Annotated in this window: 11 protein-coding genes and 1 pseudogene; 2 read left to right on the top strand and 10 right to left on the bottom strand. The window is 59.9% G+C overall.

Annotated elements, in window-relative coordinates; translation table 11 throughout:
- Positions 1 to 168 precede the first annotated feature (168 nt).
- The 7 genes from lpdA to sdhC form a co-directional block, all read right to left on the bottom strand.
- A complete protein-coding gene (lpdA, locus tag F6S12_RS17900; protein ID WP_011060054.1) occupies positions 169 to 1,605 on the bottom strand; it encodes a dihydrolipoyl dehydrogenase in 1,437 nt (478 codons plus the stop codon).
- A 100-nt stretch (positions 1,606 to 1,705) separates the two neighbouring features.
- Complete coding sequence (gene odhB, locus F6S12_RS17895) at positions 1,706 to 2,929, bottom strand: 2-oxoglutarate dehydrogenase complex dihydrolipoyllysine-residue succinyltransferase (protein ID WP_025128636.1); 1,224 nt, start codon at positions 2,927 to 2,929, stop codon at positions 1,706 to 1,708.
- Positions 2,930 to 2,971: 42 nt separating this feature from the next.
- Positions 2,972 to 5,803 carry a 2-oxoglutarate dehydrogenase E1 component gene (locus tag F6S12_RS17890; RefSeq protein ID WP_011060052.1) on the bottom strand — a complete coding sequence of 944 codons (2,832 nt, stop codon included), beginning with the start codon at positions 5,801 to 5,803 and terminating at the stop codon, positions 2,972 to 2,974.
- Between the two features lie 263 nt (positions 5,804 to 6,066).
- A complete protein-coding gene (locus F6S12_RS17885) occupies positions 6,067 to 6,771 on the bottom strand; it encodes a succinate dehydrogenase iron-sulfur subunit (RefSeq protein WP_011060051.1) in 705 nt (234 codons plus the stop codon).
- Between the two features lie 12 nt (positions 6,772 to 6,783).
- On the bottom strand, positions 6,784 to 8,556 hold the full coding sequence (sdhA, locus tag F6S12_RS17880; protein ID WP_011060050.1) for a succinate dehydrogenase flavoprotein subunit: 1,773 nt from the start codon (positions 8,554 to 8,556) through the stop codon (positions 6,784 to 6,786).
- Positions 8,557 to 8,559: 3 nt separating this feature from the next.
- Positions 8,560 to 8,928 (bottom strand): succinate dehydrogenase, hydrophobic membrane anchor protein, encoded by a 369-nt coding sequence (gene sdhD, locus F6S12_RS17875; protein WP_011060049.1) that lies wholly within the window; start codon positions 8,926 to 8,928, stop codon positions 8,560 to 8,562.
- On the bottom strand, positions 8,922 to 9,308 hold the full coding sequence (gene sdhC / locus F6S12_RS17870; RefSeq protein WP_015634665.1) for a succinate dehydrogenase, cytochrome b556 subunit: 387 nt from the start codon (positions 9,306 to 9,308) through the stop codon (positions 8,922 to 8,924). The genes sdhD and sdhC overlap by 7 nt, the downstream gene beginning before the upstream one ends.
- 350 nt (positions 9,309 to 9,658) lie before the next feature.
- Here sdhC and gltA point away from each other — a divergent pair, with 350 nt between their 5' ends.
- The gene (gltA, locus tag F6S12_RS17865; protein WP_011060047.1) at positions 9,659 to 10,948 is read left to right on the top strand and encodes a citrate synthase; all 1,290 of its coding nucleotides are present in this window, start codon (positions 9,659 to 9,661) and stop codon (positions 10,946 to 10,948) included.
- A gap of 285 nt (positions 10,949 to 11,233) precedes the next feature.
- Here the strand turns inward: gltA and F6S12_RS17860 are convergent, their stop codons facing one another.
- From F6S12_RS17860 to F6S12_RS17850, 3 genes are all read right to left on the bottom strand, one after another.
- Positions 11,234 to 12,892, bottom strand: a complete 1,659-nt coding sequence (locus F6S12_RS17860; RefSeq protein ID WP_011060046.1) for a cation acetate symporter — start codon at positions 12,890 to 12,892, stop codon at positions 11,234 to 11,236.
- Positions 12,889 to 13,200: a DUF485 domain-containing protein gene (locus F6S12_RS17855; protein ID WP_011060045.1), complete on the bottom strand. Its 312-nt coding sequence runs from the start codon at positions 13,198 to 13,200 to the stop codon at positions 12,889 to 12,891. The genes F6S12_RS17860 and F6S12_RS17855 overlap by 4 nt, the downstream gene beginning before the upstream one ends.
- A gap of 190 nt (positions 13,201 to 13,390) precedes the next feature.
- The gene (locus F6S12_RS17850) at positions 13,391 to 14,242 is read right to left on the bottom strand and encodes a glycine betaine ABC transporter substrate-binding protein (protein ID WP_011060044.1); all 852 of its coding nucleotides are present in this window, start codon (positions 14,240 to 14,242) and stop codon (positions 13,391 to 13,393) included.
- A gap of 288 nt (positions 14,243 to 14,530) precedes the next feature.
- On the opposite strand from F6S12_RS17850, the pseudogene F6S12_RS17845 reads away from it, so the two are divergent.
- A pseudogene (locus F6S12_RS17845) lies at positions 14,531 to 15,548 on the top strand (beta (1-6) glucans synthase); the annotation flags it as partial.

Here is a 15,548-nt window from a genome sequence, read left to right as displayed (position 1 = left end):
CCACCTGTGACCGCTCCTCTCAAAACCAGCGCCACACCTGAACCCGGAGCCTGGGCCCCGGTCCAGTGTGTGGCGCTACCCTGAGAGGTCGAGTCCAGCGGATATTCCGCGGTGAGTCTTGCGCACAAGGCTCACGACGGGCCAACCGCCGTGGTTTCTTATTATTGCTTAGCGTTTCTTGCGGTTGGCAATGTGGATGGCAGTGCCATTCACAGCCAGAGCTGCTTCGTGCAGGGCTTCGGACAGGGTCGGATGGGAGAAAACCATCATGCCCAGGTCTTCGGCGCTGGTGCCGAATTCCATGCCGATCGCACCTTGCTGAACCAGTTCCGCAGCGCTTGGGCCAATCACGTGGACGCCCAATACGCGGTCAGTCTTGGCATCGGCGATGACTTTGACGAAACCGCCGGTGTCGTTGGCTGCCATGGCACGGCCGCTGGCGGCAAACGGGAAGGTGCCGACGTTAACTTCAACGCCTTCAGCTTTCAAGGCCTGCTCGGTTTTACCGACCCATGCAATTTCCGGGTGAGTATAGATAACCGAAGGGATCAGGTCATAGTTCATCTGGGCTTTGTGGCCCTTGATGCGCTCGGCAACCATGATGCCCTCTTCCGAGGCCTTGTGAGCCAGCATCATGCCGCGCACCACGTCACCGATGGCGTAGACGCCCGGTACGGTAGTAGCGCAGTGATCGTCAACGTGCACAAAACCGCGCTCGTCGAGGGTCACGCCGCAGTCGGCGGCCAGCAGATCGGTGGTCACCGGACGGCGACCAACGGCTACGATCAGCTTGTCGAAAGTGATGGTCTGCTCGCCATTGGCGTCGGTGTAGGTGACCACGACTTCTTCGCCGTTGACCTTGGAGCCGGTCACGCGAGCGCCCAGCTTGATGTCCAGGCCTTGCTTGGTCAGGGTTTTCAGCGCTTCCTTGGAAACAGCGGTGTCGGCTGCCATCAGGAAGGTGTCCAGGGCTTCCAGGACAGTCACTTGCGCACCCAGGCGCGACCATACCGAACCCAGTTCCAGGCCGATGACGCCAGCGCCGATCACGCCCAGGCGTTTTGGTACGGATTGGAATTCCAGAGCGCCGGTGGAATCGACGATCACATTCTGGTCGACCGGAGCCGGTGGAATGTCGATCGGACGCGAGCCTGGAGCCAGGATCACGTTTTCGGCTTCGATCACTTCAACCGAACCGTCAGGCTTGGTGACTTCGACTTTCTTGCCGGCCAGCAGTTTGCCGTGGCCCTGGATCGAAGTGACGCCATTGGCCTTGAACAGGGTGGCAACACCGCTGGTCAGGCCTTTGACGATATTGGCCTTGCGACCCACCATGGCTGGTACGTCCATGGTCACGCCAGCGTGGTTGATACCGTGGATGGCAAAACCGTCCTGGGCTTCGTGGAATTTCCAGGAGCTGTCCAGCAGCGCCTTGGAAGGAATGCAACCGACGTTCAGGCAAGTACCACCGAGGGCCAGCTTGCCCTCTTTATCGGTGTACTTCTCGATGCAAGCGGTGGTGAAACCGAGTTGTGCGGCCTTGATTGCGGCGACATAACCGCCTGGGCCCGCGCCAATCACTACCACGTCGAATTTCTGAGTCATAAAAGGTTCCTTTTAACGGCAAGCTAGAAGCTGCAGCCGCAAGCTTGAAGCCTCTTGCCCTGGGGCGCGAAGCTTCCCGCTTGCAGCATGCAGCTGCTTTTTAGATGTCCAGGAGCAGACGAGCCGGGTCTTCCAGCAGGTTCTTGATGGTCACCAGGAACGTCACGGCTTCTTTACCGTCGATCAGGCGGTGATCGTAGGACAGCGCCAGGTACATCATCGGACGGATGACCACTTGACCGTTGATCGCCATAGGACGCTGCAGAATGTTGTGCATGCCCAGGATCGCGGCTTGTGGCGGGTTGACGATCGGGGTCGACATCATCGAACCGAAAGTACCACCGTTGGTGATGGTGAAAGTACCACCGGTCATCTCTTCCATCGACAGCTTGCCGTCACGGGCCTTCTTGCCGAAGGTGGCGATGCCGCCTTCGATTTCGGCCAGGCTCATCAGTTCGGCGTTACGCAGAACCGGAACCACCAGGCCACGGTCGCTGGAGACCGCAACACCGATGTCGGCATAGCCGTGGTAGACGATGTCGGAACCGTCGATCGAGGCGTTGACAGCCGGGAAGCGCTTCAGGGCTTCGGTGGCGGCCTTGACGAAGAACGACATGAAGCCCAGGCGTACGCCATTGTGGGACTTCTCGAACAGGTCCTTGTACTTCGAACGCAGGGCCATGACTTCAGTCATGTCGACTTCGTTGAAGGTGGTCAGCATCGCCATGTTCGACTGGGCTTCAACCAGACGCTCGGCAACCTTGGCACGCAGGCGGGTCATAGGCACGCGCTTCTCGACGCGATCACCGGCAGCGAAGACCGGAGCAGCAGCGGCAGGAGCCGGAGCCTTGGCAGGCGCGGCAGCCGGAGCGGCTTTCTTCGCGGCAACAGCAGCGACCACGTCTTCCTTGGTCACACGGCCGCCTTTGCCGGTACCGGCAACGGAAGCGATGTTGATACCGTTTTCTTCAGCCAGCTTGCGCGCGGCAGGAGCAGCGATTGGATCGTCTTCGCCATCGGCAGCAGCCGGGGCAGCAGCGGCGGCGGCCGGAGCGGCGGCGGCAGCAGGAGCAGCGGCAGCAGCGCCGCCTTCAACGATGGAGCCCAGGACTTCGTCGGACAGAACGGTGTCGCCTTCGTTCTTGACGATAGCGCCCAGCACGCCGTCAGCGGTGGCCAGAACTTCCAGCACGACCTTGTCGGTCTCGATGTCAACGATCAGCTCGTCACGCTTGACGGCGTCGCCCGGTTGCTTGTGCCAGGTGGCAACGGTGCCATCGGCAACCGATTCCGGGAAAGTGGGGGCTTTGATCTCGATAGCCATTATCTGTGGTTCCTTAAATTCGGTTTCAGGTGCGCGAAGGCGTTAAACAGTAAAGGCATCTTGCAGCAGTTTTTCCTGCTGCTCAGCGTGCATCGATGCATAACCACAAGCTGGAGCAGCAGAAGCGTCACGGCCCGCGTACTCGAGTACGAGCGACTTGTTGTGACCGCTGATGATGCGACGCATGTGATGCTGGCTGCAGTACCAGGCACCCTGGTTCATCGGCTCTTCCTGACACCAAACGATGTGTTTGACGTTTTTGTACGGAGCCAGGACTTCGATCAGGTCGTCCTCAGGGAATGGGTACAGCTGCTCGATACGCACGATGGCGATGTCGTCACGACCTTCGGCACGGCGTTTTTCCAACAGGTCGTAGTAGACCTTGCCGCTACACAGAATGATGCGACCCACGTCTTTTGGATCCTGGGCATCGATTTCCGGGATAACGGTCTGGAACGAACCTTCCGCCAGATCTTCCAGGGTCGAGATGGCCAGTTTATGACGCAGCAGGGATTTCGGTGTCAGCACGACCAGCGGCTTGCGCAGCGGACGAATCACCTGGCGACGCAGCAAGTGGTAGATCTGAGCCGGCGTGGTCGGTACGCATACCTGGATGTTGTGCTCGGCGCACAGCTGCAGGTAACGCTCCAGACGAGCCGAGGAGTGCTCGGGACCCTGACCTTCATAACCGTGTGGCAGCAGCATGGTCAGACCGCAGAGACGGCCCCACTTGTGCTCGCCGCTGGTGATGAACTGGTCGATCACCACTTGGGCACCGTTGGCGAAGTCGCCGAACTGGGCTTCCCAGATCACCAGCGCGTTAGGCGTGGTGGTGGAGTAGCCGTATTCGAACGCCAGTACGGCTTCTTCGGACAGGAACGAATCGTACAGGTCGAAACGTGGCTGGCCTTCGTACAGGTGCTGCAACGGGATGTAGGTGCCGGCGTCCTTCTGGTTGTGCAACACCGCATGGCGGTGCGAGAAGGTGCCGCGGCCGATGTCCTGGCCGGTCATGCGAATCGGGTGACCTTCGAACGCCAGGGTCGCGTACGCCATGGTTTCAGCGTAACCCCAGTTGATCGGCAGGCCGCCGGCTTGCATCTTCTGACGGTCTTCGTAGATCTTCGCGACCTGACGCTGAACCACGAAGCCTTCCGGCAGCTCCAGCAGCTTGGCGGACAGTTCCTGAAGAGTCTTGAGGTCGAAGGTGGTGTCGTGACGCGCGGTCCAGGTATGGCCCAGGTACGGACGCCAGTCCACGAACAGCTCTTTGTTCGGCTCCTTGACCAGGCTCTTGACCACGTGCAGACCGTTGTCCAGCGCATTGCGATATTCGTCGACTTTCGCCTGAACACGCTCTGCGTCGAGCACACCGCCCTGGGTCAGGCGATCGGCATACAGTTCACGGGTGGTGCGCTGCTTGGCGATCTGCTGATACATCAGTGGCTGGGTGCCGCTTGGCTCGTCGGCCTCGTTGTGGCCGCGACGACGGTAGCAGACCAGGTCGATCACCACGTCGCGCTTGTACTGCATGCGGTAGTCGATGGCCAGCTGGGTCACGAACAACACGGCTTCCGGATCATCACCATTCACATGGAGGATCGGGGCCTGGATCATCTTCGCAACGTCGGTGGCGTACTCGGTGGAGCGCGAGTCCAGCGGGTTGCTGATGGTGAAACCGACCTGGTTGTTGATCACGATGTGCACAGTGCCGCCGGTACGGAAACCGCGGGTCTGGGACATCTGGAAGGTTTCCATCACCACGCCCTGGCCGGCGAACGCCGCGTCACCGTGGATCGAGATCGGCAGAACCTTGTCGCCGGTCTGGTCGTTGCGACGGTCCTGACGAGCGCGCACCGAACCTTCGACCACTGGAGAAACGATTTCCAGGTGGGACGGGTTGAACGCCATCGCCAGGTGAACTTCGCCACCGGTGGTCATGACGTTGGACGAGAAGCCCTGGTGGTATTTAACGTCACCGGAACCCAGCTCGACCTTCTTCTTGCCTTCGAACTCGTCGAACAGCTCGCGCGGGTTCTTGCCGAAGGTGTTGACCAGCACGTTCAGACGGCCACGGTGGGCCATGCCGATTACCACTTCCTTGGTGCCGTAGGAACCGGAACGCTGGATCAGCTCGTCGAGCATCGGAATCAGGCTCTCGCCGCCTTCCAGACCGAAACGCTTGGTGCCCGGGTATTTGGTACCCAGGTATTTTTCCAGGCCTTCAGCCGCAGTGACGCGCTCGAGCAGGTGGCTCTTGATGTCGGCGGAATAGGTCGGACGGCCGCGTACGCTTTCCAGACGCTGCTGGAACCACTGACGCTGCTCGGAATCGGTGATGTGCGTGAATTCAGCGCCAATGGTGCGGCAATATGTCTGCTGCAACGCTTCGTGAATTTCGCGTAGGCTCGCTTCCTCTTTGCCGATGAACAGGTCGCCGGCACGGAAGGTCGTATCAAGATCGGCATTGGTCAAGCCGTAATGATTGATCGACAGGTCTGCAGGTGCAGGACGCTGCCACAGCCCCAGCGGGTCCAGCTGGGCTGCCTGGTGGCCACGCATCCGATAGGCCTGGATCAATCGCAGCACTTCAACTTGCTTCTTCTCGTGCTCACTGCTCACGCTACCGGCGGATACCGGTTGGGCGCGGCGCTGGTTCTTTGCCAGCAAGACGAAATGATCGCGGATTGTCGAGTGCGAAACATCGATGGCAGTGCTGCCGTCGGTAGGCAACTTCTGAAAGTAAGTGCGCCACTCTTCTGGCACAGCGTTAGGGTCGTGCAGGTAGAGCTCGTAGAGCTCTTCCACATAGGCAGCGTTACTACCGGATAGGTAGGCGCTGTTCCACATGCGCTGCATCACGCTTTCTTGCATGCTTGGTCACCCTCGGTTAGGGGAACACCACCGGCGACGACACCGAGCAAGCTTGCAGAAGTCCGAATGCAGCGACCAAAACAAGCCACTTAGGATCACGCTGATAGTCCGGGTACCAGCCCGGATGCCCCTGCTTGTCTCATTTCTTCAAAATATAGAGCAGCCACTTTGTGAGCTGCTGCTCAGGTTAGAGCCATGACGCGGGTTGAAGCCCGCGCCGTGGCTTTTACGGGTACAGCGGTCCTACGGGTACAACAGCTGAATCACACGCCACTCTGCAGCAGCATGTTACGAATGTGACCGATGGCCTTAGTCGGGTTCAGGCCCTTCGGACAAACGTTGACGCAGTTCATGATGCCCCGGCAGCGGAATACGCTGAACGGGTCGTCCAGGGAAGCCAGACGCTCGGACGTCTTGGTGTCACGGCTGTCTGCCAGGAAGCGGTAGGCTTGCAGCAGGGCAGCCGGCCCCAGGAACTTGTCCGGGTTCCACCAGAAGGACGGGCAAGAGGTCGAGCAGCAAGCGCACAGGATGCACTCGTACAGACCGTCGAGCTTCTCGCGCTCTTCCGGGGACTGCAGACGTTCGATGGCCGGAGCCGGCGTATCGTTCTGCAGGAATGGCTTCACCTTCTCGTATTGCTTGTAGAAGATGCTCATATCGACGACCAGGTCACGGATAACCGGCAGACCTGGCAGCGGGCGAACAACCAGCTTGTTCTTCTTGACCACGGCAGACAGCGGCGTGATGCACGCCAGACCGTTCTTGCCGTTGATGTTCATGCCATCGGAACCGCAAACGCCTTCACGGCAGGAACGACGGTAGGAAAAACCTTCGTCCTGCTCTTTGATCAGGGCCAGCACGTCCAGCACCATCAAGTCCTTGCCACCGGTGTCTACCTGGAAAACCTGGGTTTTCGGAGCCGAGTCGGTGTCAGGGTTGTAACGATAAACTTCAACTTGCAACATATCGATCACCCTTTAGTAAGTCCGGACTTTTGGTTCGAAAGTCGGAACAGTCTTCGGCGAGAAGTTGACCGCACGCTTGGCAACGCGCTTCTCACCCGGGAAGTACAGGGTGTGGCACAGCCAGTTTTCGTCGTCACGGTCTTCGAAGTCTTCACGGGCGTGAGCGCCGCGGGACTCTTTGCGCACTTCGGCAGCGATGGCAGTGGCTTCGGCCACTTCCAGCAGATTCTGCAGCTCAAGTGCTTCGATACGCGCAGTGTTGAAAGCTTGAGACTTGTCGTTGATCTTGACGTTGGCGATACGCTCGCGCAGGTCAGCCAGCTGGGCGATACCCTTCTGCATGTATTCGCCGGTACGGAATACACCGAAGTAGTTCTGCATGCAGTTCTGCAGCTCGCGACGCAGGGTTGCAACGTCTTCACCGGTGGTGCGCTCGTTGAGCTTGGCCAGGCGGTTCAGGGCAACGTCGACGTCGGTGTCGCTGGCGTCGCGGTATTCGATACCGTCGGTCAGCGCTTTTTCCAGGTGCAGACCGGCTGCACGGCCGAACACCACCAGGTCCAGCAGCGAGTTGCCGCCCAGACGGTTGGCGCCGTGTACCGATACGCAAGCCACTTCACCCACTGCGAACAGGCCAGGGATGATGGTGTCTTCGCCAGCGGCGTTCTGTGTGATGGCCTGGCCATGAATGTTGGTGGCAACGCCACCCATCATGTAGTGGCAGGTTGGAACGACCGGAACCGGAGCAACCACCGGGTCAACGTGCGCAAACGTCTTGGACAGCTCGCAGATACCTGGCAGGCGGCTGTGCAGCACTTCCTCGCCCAGGTGGTCGAGCTTGAGCATCACGTGGTCGCCGTTCGGGCCACAGCCGTTGCCGGCGATGATTTCCTTGACCATGGAGCGCGCAACAACGTCGCGGCCAGCCAGGTCTTTGGCGTTCGGAGCATAACGCTCCATGAAACGCTCGCCATGCTTGTTGATCAGGTAACCACCCTCACCACGGCAACCTTCGGTTACCAGTACACCGGCGCCGGCAATGCCGGTCGGGTGGAACTGCCACATTTCGATGTCTTGCACCGGAACGCCAGCACGCAGCGCCATACCAACGCCGTCACCGGTGTTGATCAGGGCGTTGGTGGTGGAGGCGTAGATACGACCTGCACCGCCGGTGGCCAGAACGGTGGCCTTGGAGCGGATGTAGGTGGTTTCGCCGGTTTCGATGCAGATAGCGATCACGCCGACAAAGGCGCCGTCCTGGTTCTTCACCAGATCGACCGCGTACCACTCGTTGAGGAAGGTGGTGCCGGCTTTCAGGTTGCCCTGATAAAGGGTGTGCAGCAGTGCGTGACCGGTACGGTCGGACGCTGCGCAGGTACGAGCAGCCTGGCCGCCCTTGCCGTAGTCCTTGGACTGACCGCCGAAAGGACGCTGGTAGATACGACCGGTTTCGGTACGGGAGAACGGCAGACCCATGTGGTCCAGTTCGAAGACCGCAGCCGGGCCTTCCTGACACATGTATTCGATAGCGTCCTGGTCACCGATGTAGTCGGAACCCTTGACGGTATCGTACATGTGCCAGCGCCAGTCATCGTTCGGGTCCGCCGAGGCGATCGCGCAAGTGATGCCGCCCTGGGCAGACACAGTGTGCGAACGGGTCGGGAACACCTTGGTGATCACCGCAGTCTTGTGGCCGCCCTGGGCCAGCTGCAGTGCGGCACGCATGCCGGCGCCGCCGCCGCCAATGATGATGGCGTCGAATGAAATGGTTGGAATGTTAGCCATGAATCAGATACCCCAGAGAATCTGCACACCCCAGACGAAGTAAGCGAACATCGCGACGCCGCATACTGCCTGGAAAAGGAAACGTACTGCTGTGGCCGACTTGCCCAGCGCCATCGGCGTCAGGTAGTCAGTCGAGATGGTCCACATGCCGACCCAGGCGTGAGCGCCCAGGGCCACCATGGCCAGCAGACTGAAGATACGCATCCAGTTGTTTGCGAACAGGCCATGCCACTGGGTGTAGTCAATGCCCGGATTCGCTACGAGGTATCCGATCAGGAAAATGAAATAAGCCGCGAGAACGACCGCAGACACACGCTGTGCCATCCAGTCATAAAGGCCCGAACGCGACAGGTTCGTAACGCTGGTTACCATATCCAAACTCCCGCCAGAACGATTACCACCACGGATACGGCGATAACGATTTTCGAGCCCAGCTTGCCGCCTTCCAGCGTCTCACCGATGCCCATGTCCATAATCAGATGGCGTACACCGGCCACCAAGTGATACAGCAAGGCGGACAGGAGGCCCCATGCAACGAATTTGGCCAGCGGACTGGTCAAGCACGCCTTCACCTCGGCATAGCCTTCCTCGGAGCCCAGGGATTTGCTCAATGCATAAAGCATGATGCCGATGCCCAGGAAGAGGATGATGCCGGAAACACGGTGGAGAAACGACGTAACGCCGGTGATGGGGAGTTTGATGGTCCTTAGGTCTAGGTTTACAGGTCGTTGGCTATTCACGGCTTTTTTCACACTGAAGAGCCCCTAACAATCAGGGCAAAGTTGTTGGGGAGTGCACTGGTCAGGCAACCACTACCCAGGGAGTGCGACCCCCAGCAAAGCGGGCCCAGAAGCCTACGGAGGTCGGTGGCCGAGTATAGACAGTTAGGCTACTAATGACAACGCAAAGACCTTCCCCTAATAGCTGATTGCGTTAGCGTTATAAAAGGCGTAAATGGCGCTGAATTTCGCGAAAAAATCCCTCCCAAAGCCTTCTGGGACAAGACTTTAGGCAAATTGACATTCGGATTTATCTCACTATAGTGGTGCGGGCCCTGCGTGGGGGGTCTGTCTGATGATTTCAAGCATAAATAGGAGGCCACATGGCTGACAAAAAAGCGCAGTTGATCATCGAGGGCGCAGCCCCCGTCGAGCTGCCCATTTTAACCGGCACCGTTGGTCCCGATGTAATCGATGTTCGGGGTCTGACGGCCACGGGCCGCTTCACTTTTGACCCGGGTTTCATGTCGACCGCCTCCTGCGAGTCGAAAATCACCTACATCGACGGCGACAACGGCATTCTGCTGCATCGCGGCTACCCGATCGAACAGCTGGCCGAGAAATCGGACTACCTGGAAACCTGCTACCTGCTGCTCAACGGTGAATTGCCCACCGCCGAACAGAAGGCCCAGTTCGTCAGCACCGTGAAGAACCACACCATGGTTCACGAACAGCTCAAGAGCTTCTTCAACGGTTTCCGTCGCGACGCCCACCCGATGGCGGTGATGTGCGGCGTAGTCGGTGCCCTGTCGGCGTTCTACCACGACTCCCTGGACATCAATAACCCGCAGCACCGCGAAATCTCCGCCGTGCGCCTGGTGGCCAAGATGCCGACCCTGGCAGCGATGGTCTACAAGTACTCCATGGGCCAGCCGATGATGTACCCGCGCAACGACCTGTCGTACGCGGAAAACTTCCTGCACATGATGTTCAACACCCCGTGCGAGATCAAACCGATCAGCCCGGTACTGGCCAAGGCAATGGACCGGATCTTCATCCTCCATGCCGACCACGAGCAGAACGCCTCGACGTCCACCGTGCGCCTGGCGGGCTCCTCGGGTGCCAACCCGTTCGCCTGTATCGCTGCCGGTATCGCTGCACTCTGGGGCCCGGCCCACGGCGGTGCCAACGAAGCGGTACTGACCATGCTCGACGAAATTGGCGATGTCTCGAACATCGACAAGTTCATCGCCAAGGCCAAGGACAAGAACGATCCGTTCAAGCTCATGGGCTTCGGTCACCGCGTGTACAAAAACCGCGACCCGCGCGCCACCGTGATGAAACAGACCTGCGACGAAGTACTCAAGGAACTGGGCATCAACAACGATCCGCAACTCGAACTGGCCATGCGCCTGGAAGAGATCGCCCTGACCGACCCATACTTCATCGAGCGCTCGCTGTACCCGAACGTCGACTTCTACTCGGGGATCATCCTCAAGGCGATCGGCATTCCAACCAGCATGTTCACCGTGATCTTCGCCCTGGCGCGGACCGTCGGCTGGATCTCGCACTGGAAGGAAATGCTCTCCAGCCCGTACAAGATCGGCCGTCCACGCCAGCTGTACACCGGCTACGAGTCGCGTGACATCACCAAACTGGAAGACCGCAAATAAGACCTGCCTTGCGCAAACGTCTTAGCTGCACCGGATACGGCCTCTAACAGAGGTCGTATTTGTTTCTGCCCTCCCCTCGCCCCCCCCAACCCGCAGGATCCGGCCTGCCGGCGAAGAGCCCTGCTCCTCACATACGCTTGCGCTGGCAAGCCAGCTCCTATGCTCCTGCACCTGCAGTCGGGGGGCTCCGGGTAGGGCGAGCGGACAGAAAAATGCCCCGGTCTCTCGATCGGGGCATTTCGCCATTACGCAGCTTCTATATAGAAGCCGATACATTCATCTCGCTTAGTGCGACACCGCCCCACTGGCACCCAGGCCGGTCTGCGAACGCACGAACTGCGGGAAGAACAGCGCCCGCTCGTTGACCGCCGCGGTCGACTTGTCGGTGATGGAGAAGAACCAGATACCGATGAAGGCGATGATCATCGAGAACAGCGCCGGGTACTCGTACGGGAAGATCGCCTTCTCGTGATGCAGGATCTGCACCCAGATGGTCGGGCCGAGGATCATCAGCGCCACGGCACTCACCAGGCCCATCCAGCCGCCAATCATGGCGCCACGGGTGGTGAGCTTCTTCCAGTACATGGAAAGCAGCAGTACCGGAAAGTTGCAGCTGGCGGCAATGGAGAACGCCAGGCCGACCATGAACGCGATGTTCTGGCTTTCAAAGAGAATGCCCAGGCCGATGGCCAGTACGCCCAATGCCACGGTGGTGATCTTGGAAACGCGGATCTCGTCCTTCTCGTTGGCCTTGCCCTTCTTGATCACGCTGGCATACAGGTCATGGGACACCGCCGAGGCGCCAGCCAGGGTCAGGCCTGCAACGACCGCCAGGATGGTGGCGAAGGCCACGGCCGAAATGAAGCCGAGGAACACGCTGCCGCCCACTGCGTTGGCCAGGTGCACCGCCGCCATGTTGTTGCCGCCCAGCAAGGCGCCTGCGGCATCCTTGAAGTCCGGGTTGGTGCTTACCAGCAGGATCGCGCCGAAGCCGATGATGAAGGTCAGGATGTAGAAGTAGCCGATGAAGCCAGTGGCATAGAGCACGCTCTTGCGAGCTTCCTTGGCATCGCTGACGGTGAAGAAGCGCATCAGGATGTGGGGCAGGCCAGCGGTACCGAACATCAGCGCGAGGCCTAAGGAGAACGCCGAGATCGGGTCTTTCACCAGGCCGCCGGGGCTCATGATCGCTTCACCCTTGGGGTGAACCTTGATCGCTTCGGAGAACAGGGTGTTGAAGTCGAAGTTGACGTGCTTCATCACCATCAGTGCCATGAAGGACGCGCCGGAGAGCAACAGCACCGCCTTGATGATCTGCACCCAGGTCGTGGCCAGCATGCCGCCGAACAGCACGTACAGGCACATCAGGATGCCCACCAGGATCACCGCCACATGGTAGTCGAGGCCGAACAGCAGCTGGATCAGCTTGCCGGCACCCACCATCTGCGCGATCAGGTAGAACGCCACCACCACCAGCGAGCCACAGGCCGACAGGGTGCGGATCTGGGTCTGCCCGAGGCGGTAGGACGCCACGTCGGCAAAGGTGTACTTGCCCAGGTTGCGCAGGCGTTCGGCGATCAGGAACAGAATGATCGGCCAGCCCACCAGGAAGCCGATGGAGTAGATCAGGCCGTCATAGCCGGAAGTGAACACCAGGGCGGAAATCCCCAGGAAGGACGCCGCGGACATGTAGTCGCCAGCGATCGCCAGGCCGTTCTGGAAGCCGGTGATCTTGCCGCCCGCCGCGTAATAGTCGGCAGCCGACTTGTTGCGCTTGGAGGCCCAGTAGGTGATGCACAGGGTGGCACCGACGAAGACCACGAACATCACGATCGCCGATACGTTGAGTGGTTGCTTGTGGACTTCGCCCGTCAAGGCGTCTGCAGCCCAGAGGGCGGGAGCGAAGGCGGCAAGACCGAGTGCTGCGAATAGACGTCGGATCATTGCTGAGCCTCCTTCAGGATCGCATTGTTCAACTCGTCGAATTCGCCGTTGGCGCGTCGCACATAGATGGCCGTCAGGATGAAGGCCGAGAGAATCAAGCCGACACCGATGGGAATGCCCCAGGTGATGGATGAGGTAGGACTGAGTTTGGCGCCCAGGATCTGGGGACCATAGGCGATCAACAGGATGAAAGCCGAGTAAAGCCCAAGCATGATCGCCGAGAGAATCCAGGCGAACCGCTCTCGTTTGCTGACCAGCTCCTTGAAACGCGGGCTGTTTTGAATCGAGAGGTAAATGCTGTCGTTCATTGTTTTTATCCTCGCAGCACAGATTTTAGGTGGAACCTAATCCACTCTATGCGGCTATGGAGCAGGTTCCAGACGACCTTAGTATTAGAACGACATTAGCGTTGGCGCCGGTTTTTTCTTCAATAAATGACAAGGCCGCCCACTGTTTCCAGTGCGCGGCCTCAAGACCCCTGATCTAGACGCGTTGTGCTTATTTAGCAGTCCACTCGGCAACCCTTTCCGGGTGCTTGCTCACCCAATCCTTGGCCGCCACATCGGGTTTTGCACCCTCTTGAATGGCCAGCATGACCTCACCGATTTCATCTTTCGAGGCCCACTGGAATTTCTTCAGGAAGGCCGCCACTTCCGGCGCCTTCTTCTCCAGGCCCTTGCTGCCGATGCTGTTGACGGTTTCAGCAGCGCCGTACACGCCCTTCGGGTCTTCGAGGAAGCGCAGTTTCCACTTGGCGAACATCCAGTGCGGCACCCAGCCGGTCACGGCGATGGAATCCTGTTTTTCTTCGGCGCGGGTCAGCTCGGCGATCATTGCCGCCCCGGAACTGGCCTGCAGCTTGTAGTCCAGGCCGTAGTCCTTGATCGCCTGGTCGGTCTTGAGCATCACCCCCGAGCCGGCGTCGATGCCGACGATCTTGTTCTTGAACGTGGTATCGGTCTTGAGGTCCTCGATGGACTTGGCCTTGACGTACTCCGGCACGATCAGGCCGATCTTGGCGTCCTTGAAGTTGGGGCCGTAGTCCACCACCTTGTCCTTGTTCTTGGCCCAGTACTCGCCATGGGTCACCGGCAGCCAGGCCGAAAGCATGGCGTCGAGCTTGCCGGTGGCTACGCCCTGCCACATGATCCCGGTCGCCACCGCTTGCAGCTTGACGTCATAACCGAGCTTCTGCTTGATCACTTCCGCCGCCACATGGGTCGTCGCCACGCTGTCGGACCAGCCGTCGACATAGCCGATGCTCAGGGTCTTGCTGTCGGCACTGGCCAGAGTGGAGCTGATGGCAAGTACCAGTGCGGCACCTGCGCCTAAGAGTCGTCGCATCTTCATCGTTACTTCCCCGAAAAGTGCAGTGCCGGGCGGCTGCCAGGCACGTCAACGTATGGTTATGGTGCTCAGCGCCCCCATCACGCCTCACCGCGAACGCGTTCGATCATCAGCGGAGTACTGATGCCTGGATCATCAACCCGCCCTGTTCCGCGACCTGCTCTGTCTACGACCTCAAGGCAGCCAGCAGCGACATCAGATAGCCAGTAACCAACGGCCGGCCTCTCCCGGGCAGTGGGTCCGCCCGAACTTTGCATGTCAAAATCATGCAGCCCACCAAGCTGCGGACAAATGCGGGTAAGATGCCCGGCTTTGTTCCACGACGGCCCGATCATGCCCGCCACCCCTCGTTTCCCCGCCCTGCCCTATCTGTTCGCCTGCCTGCTCGGGCTGCTGGCCCTCTGCGGTTATTGGTACGGCCTTGGCCGGCCGGTGCACCTGCCGGATGTCGCCAGCGCCAGCCACAAGCTGCAGTGCGCTTCCTACACTCCGTTCGACAAGGACCAGTCGCCCTTCGACCAGCCGTTCAAGCTGCGCCCGCAGCGCATGGACGCCGACCTGGCCCTGCTGGCGACCCGTTTCGAATGCATCCGTACCTATTCCATGACCGGCCTGGAAGCCCTGCCGGACCTGGCGCGCAAGCACGGCCTGAAGCTGATGATCGGCGCCTGGGTCAACAGCAACCCGGTGGACACCGAAAAGGAAGTCGACCTGCTGATCGCCTCGGCCAACGCCAACCCGGACGTGGTCAGTGCGGTGATCGTCGGTAACGAAGCACTGCTGCGCAAGGAGGTCACCGGCGCGCAATTGGCGCGGCTGATCCTCAAGGTCAAGGCCGGGGTCAAGCAGCCGGTGACCTACGCCGATGTCTGGGAGTTCTGGCTCAAGCACCCGGAAATCGCCCCGGCGGTGGATTTCCTCACCATCCACCTGCTGCCGTACTGGGAAGATGATCCGTCGAACATCGACGCCGCCTTGAACCACGTGGCCGAGGTGCGCCAGGTGTTCGGCAACCGCTTCGCCCCCAAGGACGTGCTGATTGGCGAGACCGGCTGGCCCAGTGAAGGCCGGCAGCGAGAAACCGCGCTGCCCAGCCGGGTCAACGAGGCCAAGTTCATCCGCGGCTTCGTCGCCCTGGCGGAACACAATGGCTGGCACTACAACCTGATCGAAGCCTTCGACCAGCCCTGGAAGCGCGCCAGCGAAGGTGCCGTCGGTGGCTACTGGGGGCTGTTCGATGCTGATCGCCAGGACAAGGGCATCCTCGCCGGCCCGGTGTCCAACCTGCCGTACTGGCCGCTGTGGCTGG

This window comes from Pseudomonas sp. JV245A, from assembly GCF_032424515.1.
Lineage (GTDB): Bacteria > Pseudomonadota > Gammaproteobacteria > Pseudomonadales > Pseudomonadaceae > Aquipseudomonas > Aquipseudomonas protegens.
Note: the sequence above shows the minus strand (reverse complement) of the source record. Positions and strands in the feature narration are given on the sequence as shown.

What these genes read in the sequence shown, in the direction of transcription:
- gltA (WP_011060047.1), top strand. Translation starts at nt 9,659, where the DNA reads ATGGCTGACAAAAAAGCGCAGTTGATCATCGAGGGCGCAGCCCCCGTC.
- odhB (WP_025128636.1), bottom strand. Translation starts at nt 2,929, where the DNA reads ATGGCTATCGAGATCAAAGCCCCCACTTTCCCGGAATCGGTTGCCGAT.
- F6S12_RS17860 (WP_011060046.1), bottom strand. Translation starts at nt 12,892, where the DNA reads ATGATCCGACGTCTATTCGCAGCACTCGGTCTTGCCGCCTTCGCTCCC.
- F6S12_RS17885 (WP_011060051.1), bottom strand. Translation starts at nt 6,771, where the DNA reads ATGTTGCAAGTTGAAGTTTATCGTTACAACCCTGACACCGACTCGGCT.
- sdhD (WP_011060049.1), bottom strand. Translation starts at nt 8,928, where the DNA reads ATGGTAACCAGCGTTACGAACCTGTCGCGTTCGGGCCTTTATGACTGG.
- F6S12_RS17855 (WP_011060045.1), bottom strand. Translation starts at nt 13,200, where the DNA reads ATGAACGACAGCATTTACCTCTCGATTCAAAACAGCCCGCGTTTCAAG.
- sdhA (WP_011060050.1), bottom strand. Translation starts at nt 8,556, where the DNA reads ATGGCTAACATTCCAACCATTTCATTCGACGCCATCATCATTGGCGGC.
- F6S12_RS17890 (WP_011060052.1), bottom strand. Translation starts at nt 5,803, where the DNA reads ATGCAAGAAAGCGTGATGCAGCGCATGTGGAACAGCGCCTACCTATCC.
- F6S12_RS17850 (WP_011060044.1), bottom strand. Translation starts at nt 14,242, where the DNA reads ATGAAGATGCGACGACTCTTAGGCGCAGGTGCCGCACTGGTACTTGCC.
- lpdA (WP_011060054.1), bottom strand. Translation starts at nt 1,605, where the DNA reads ATGACTCAGAAATTCGACGTGGTAGTGATTGGCGCGGGCCCAGGCGGT.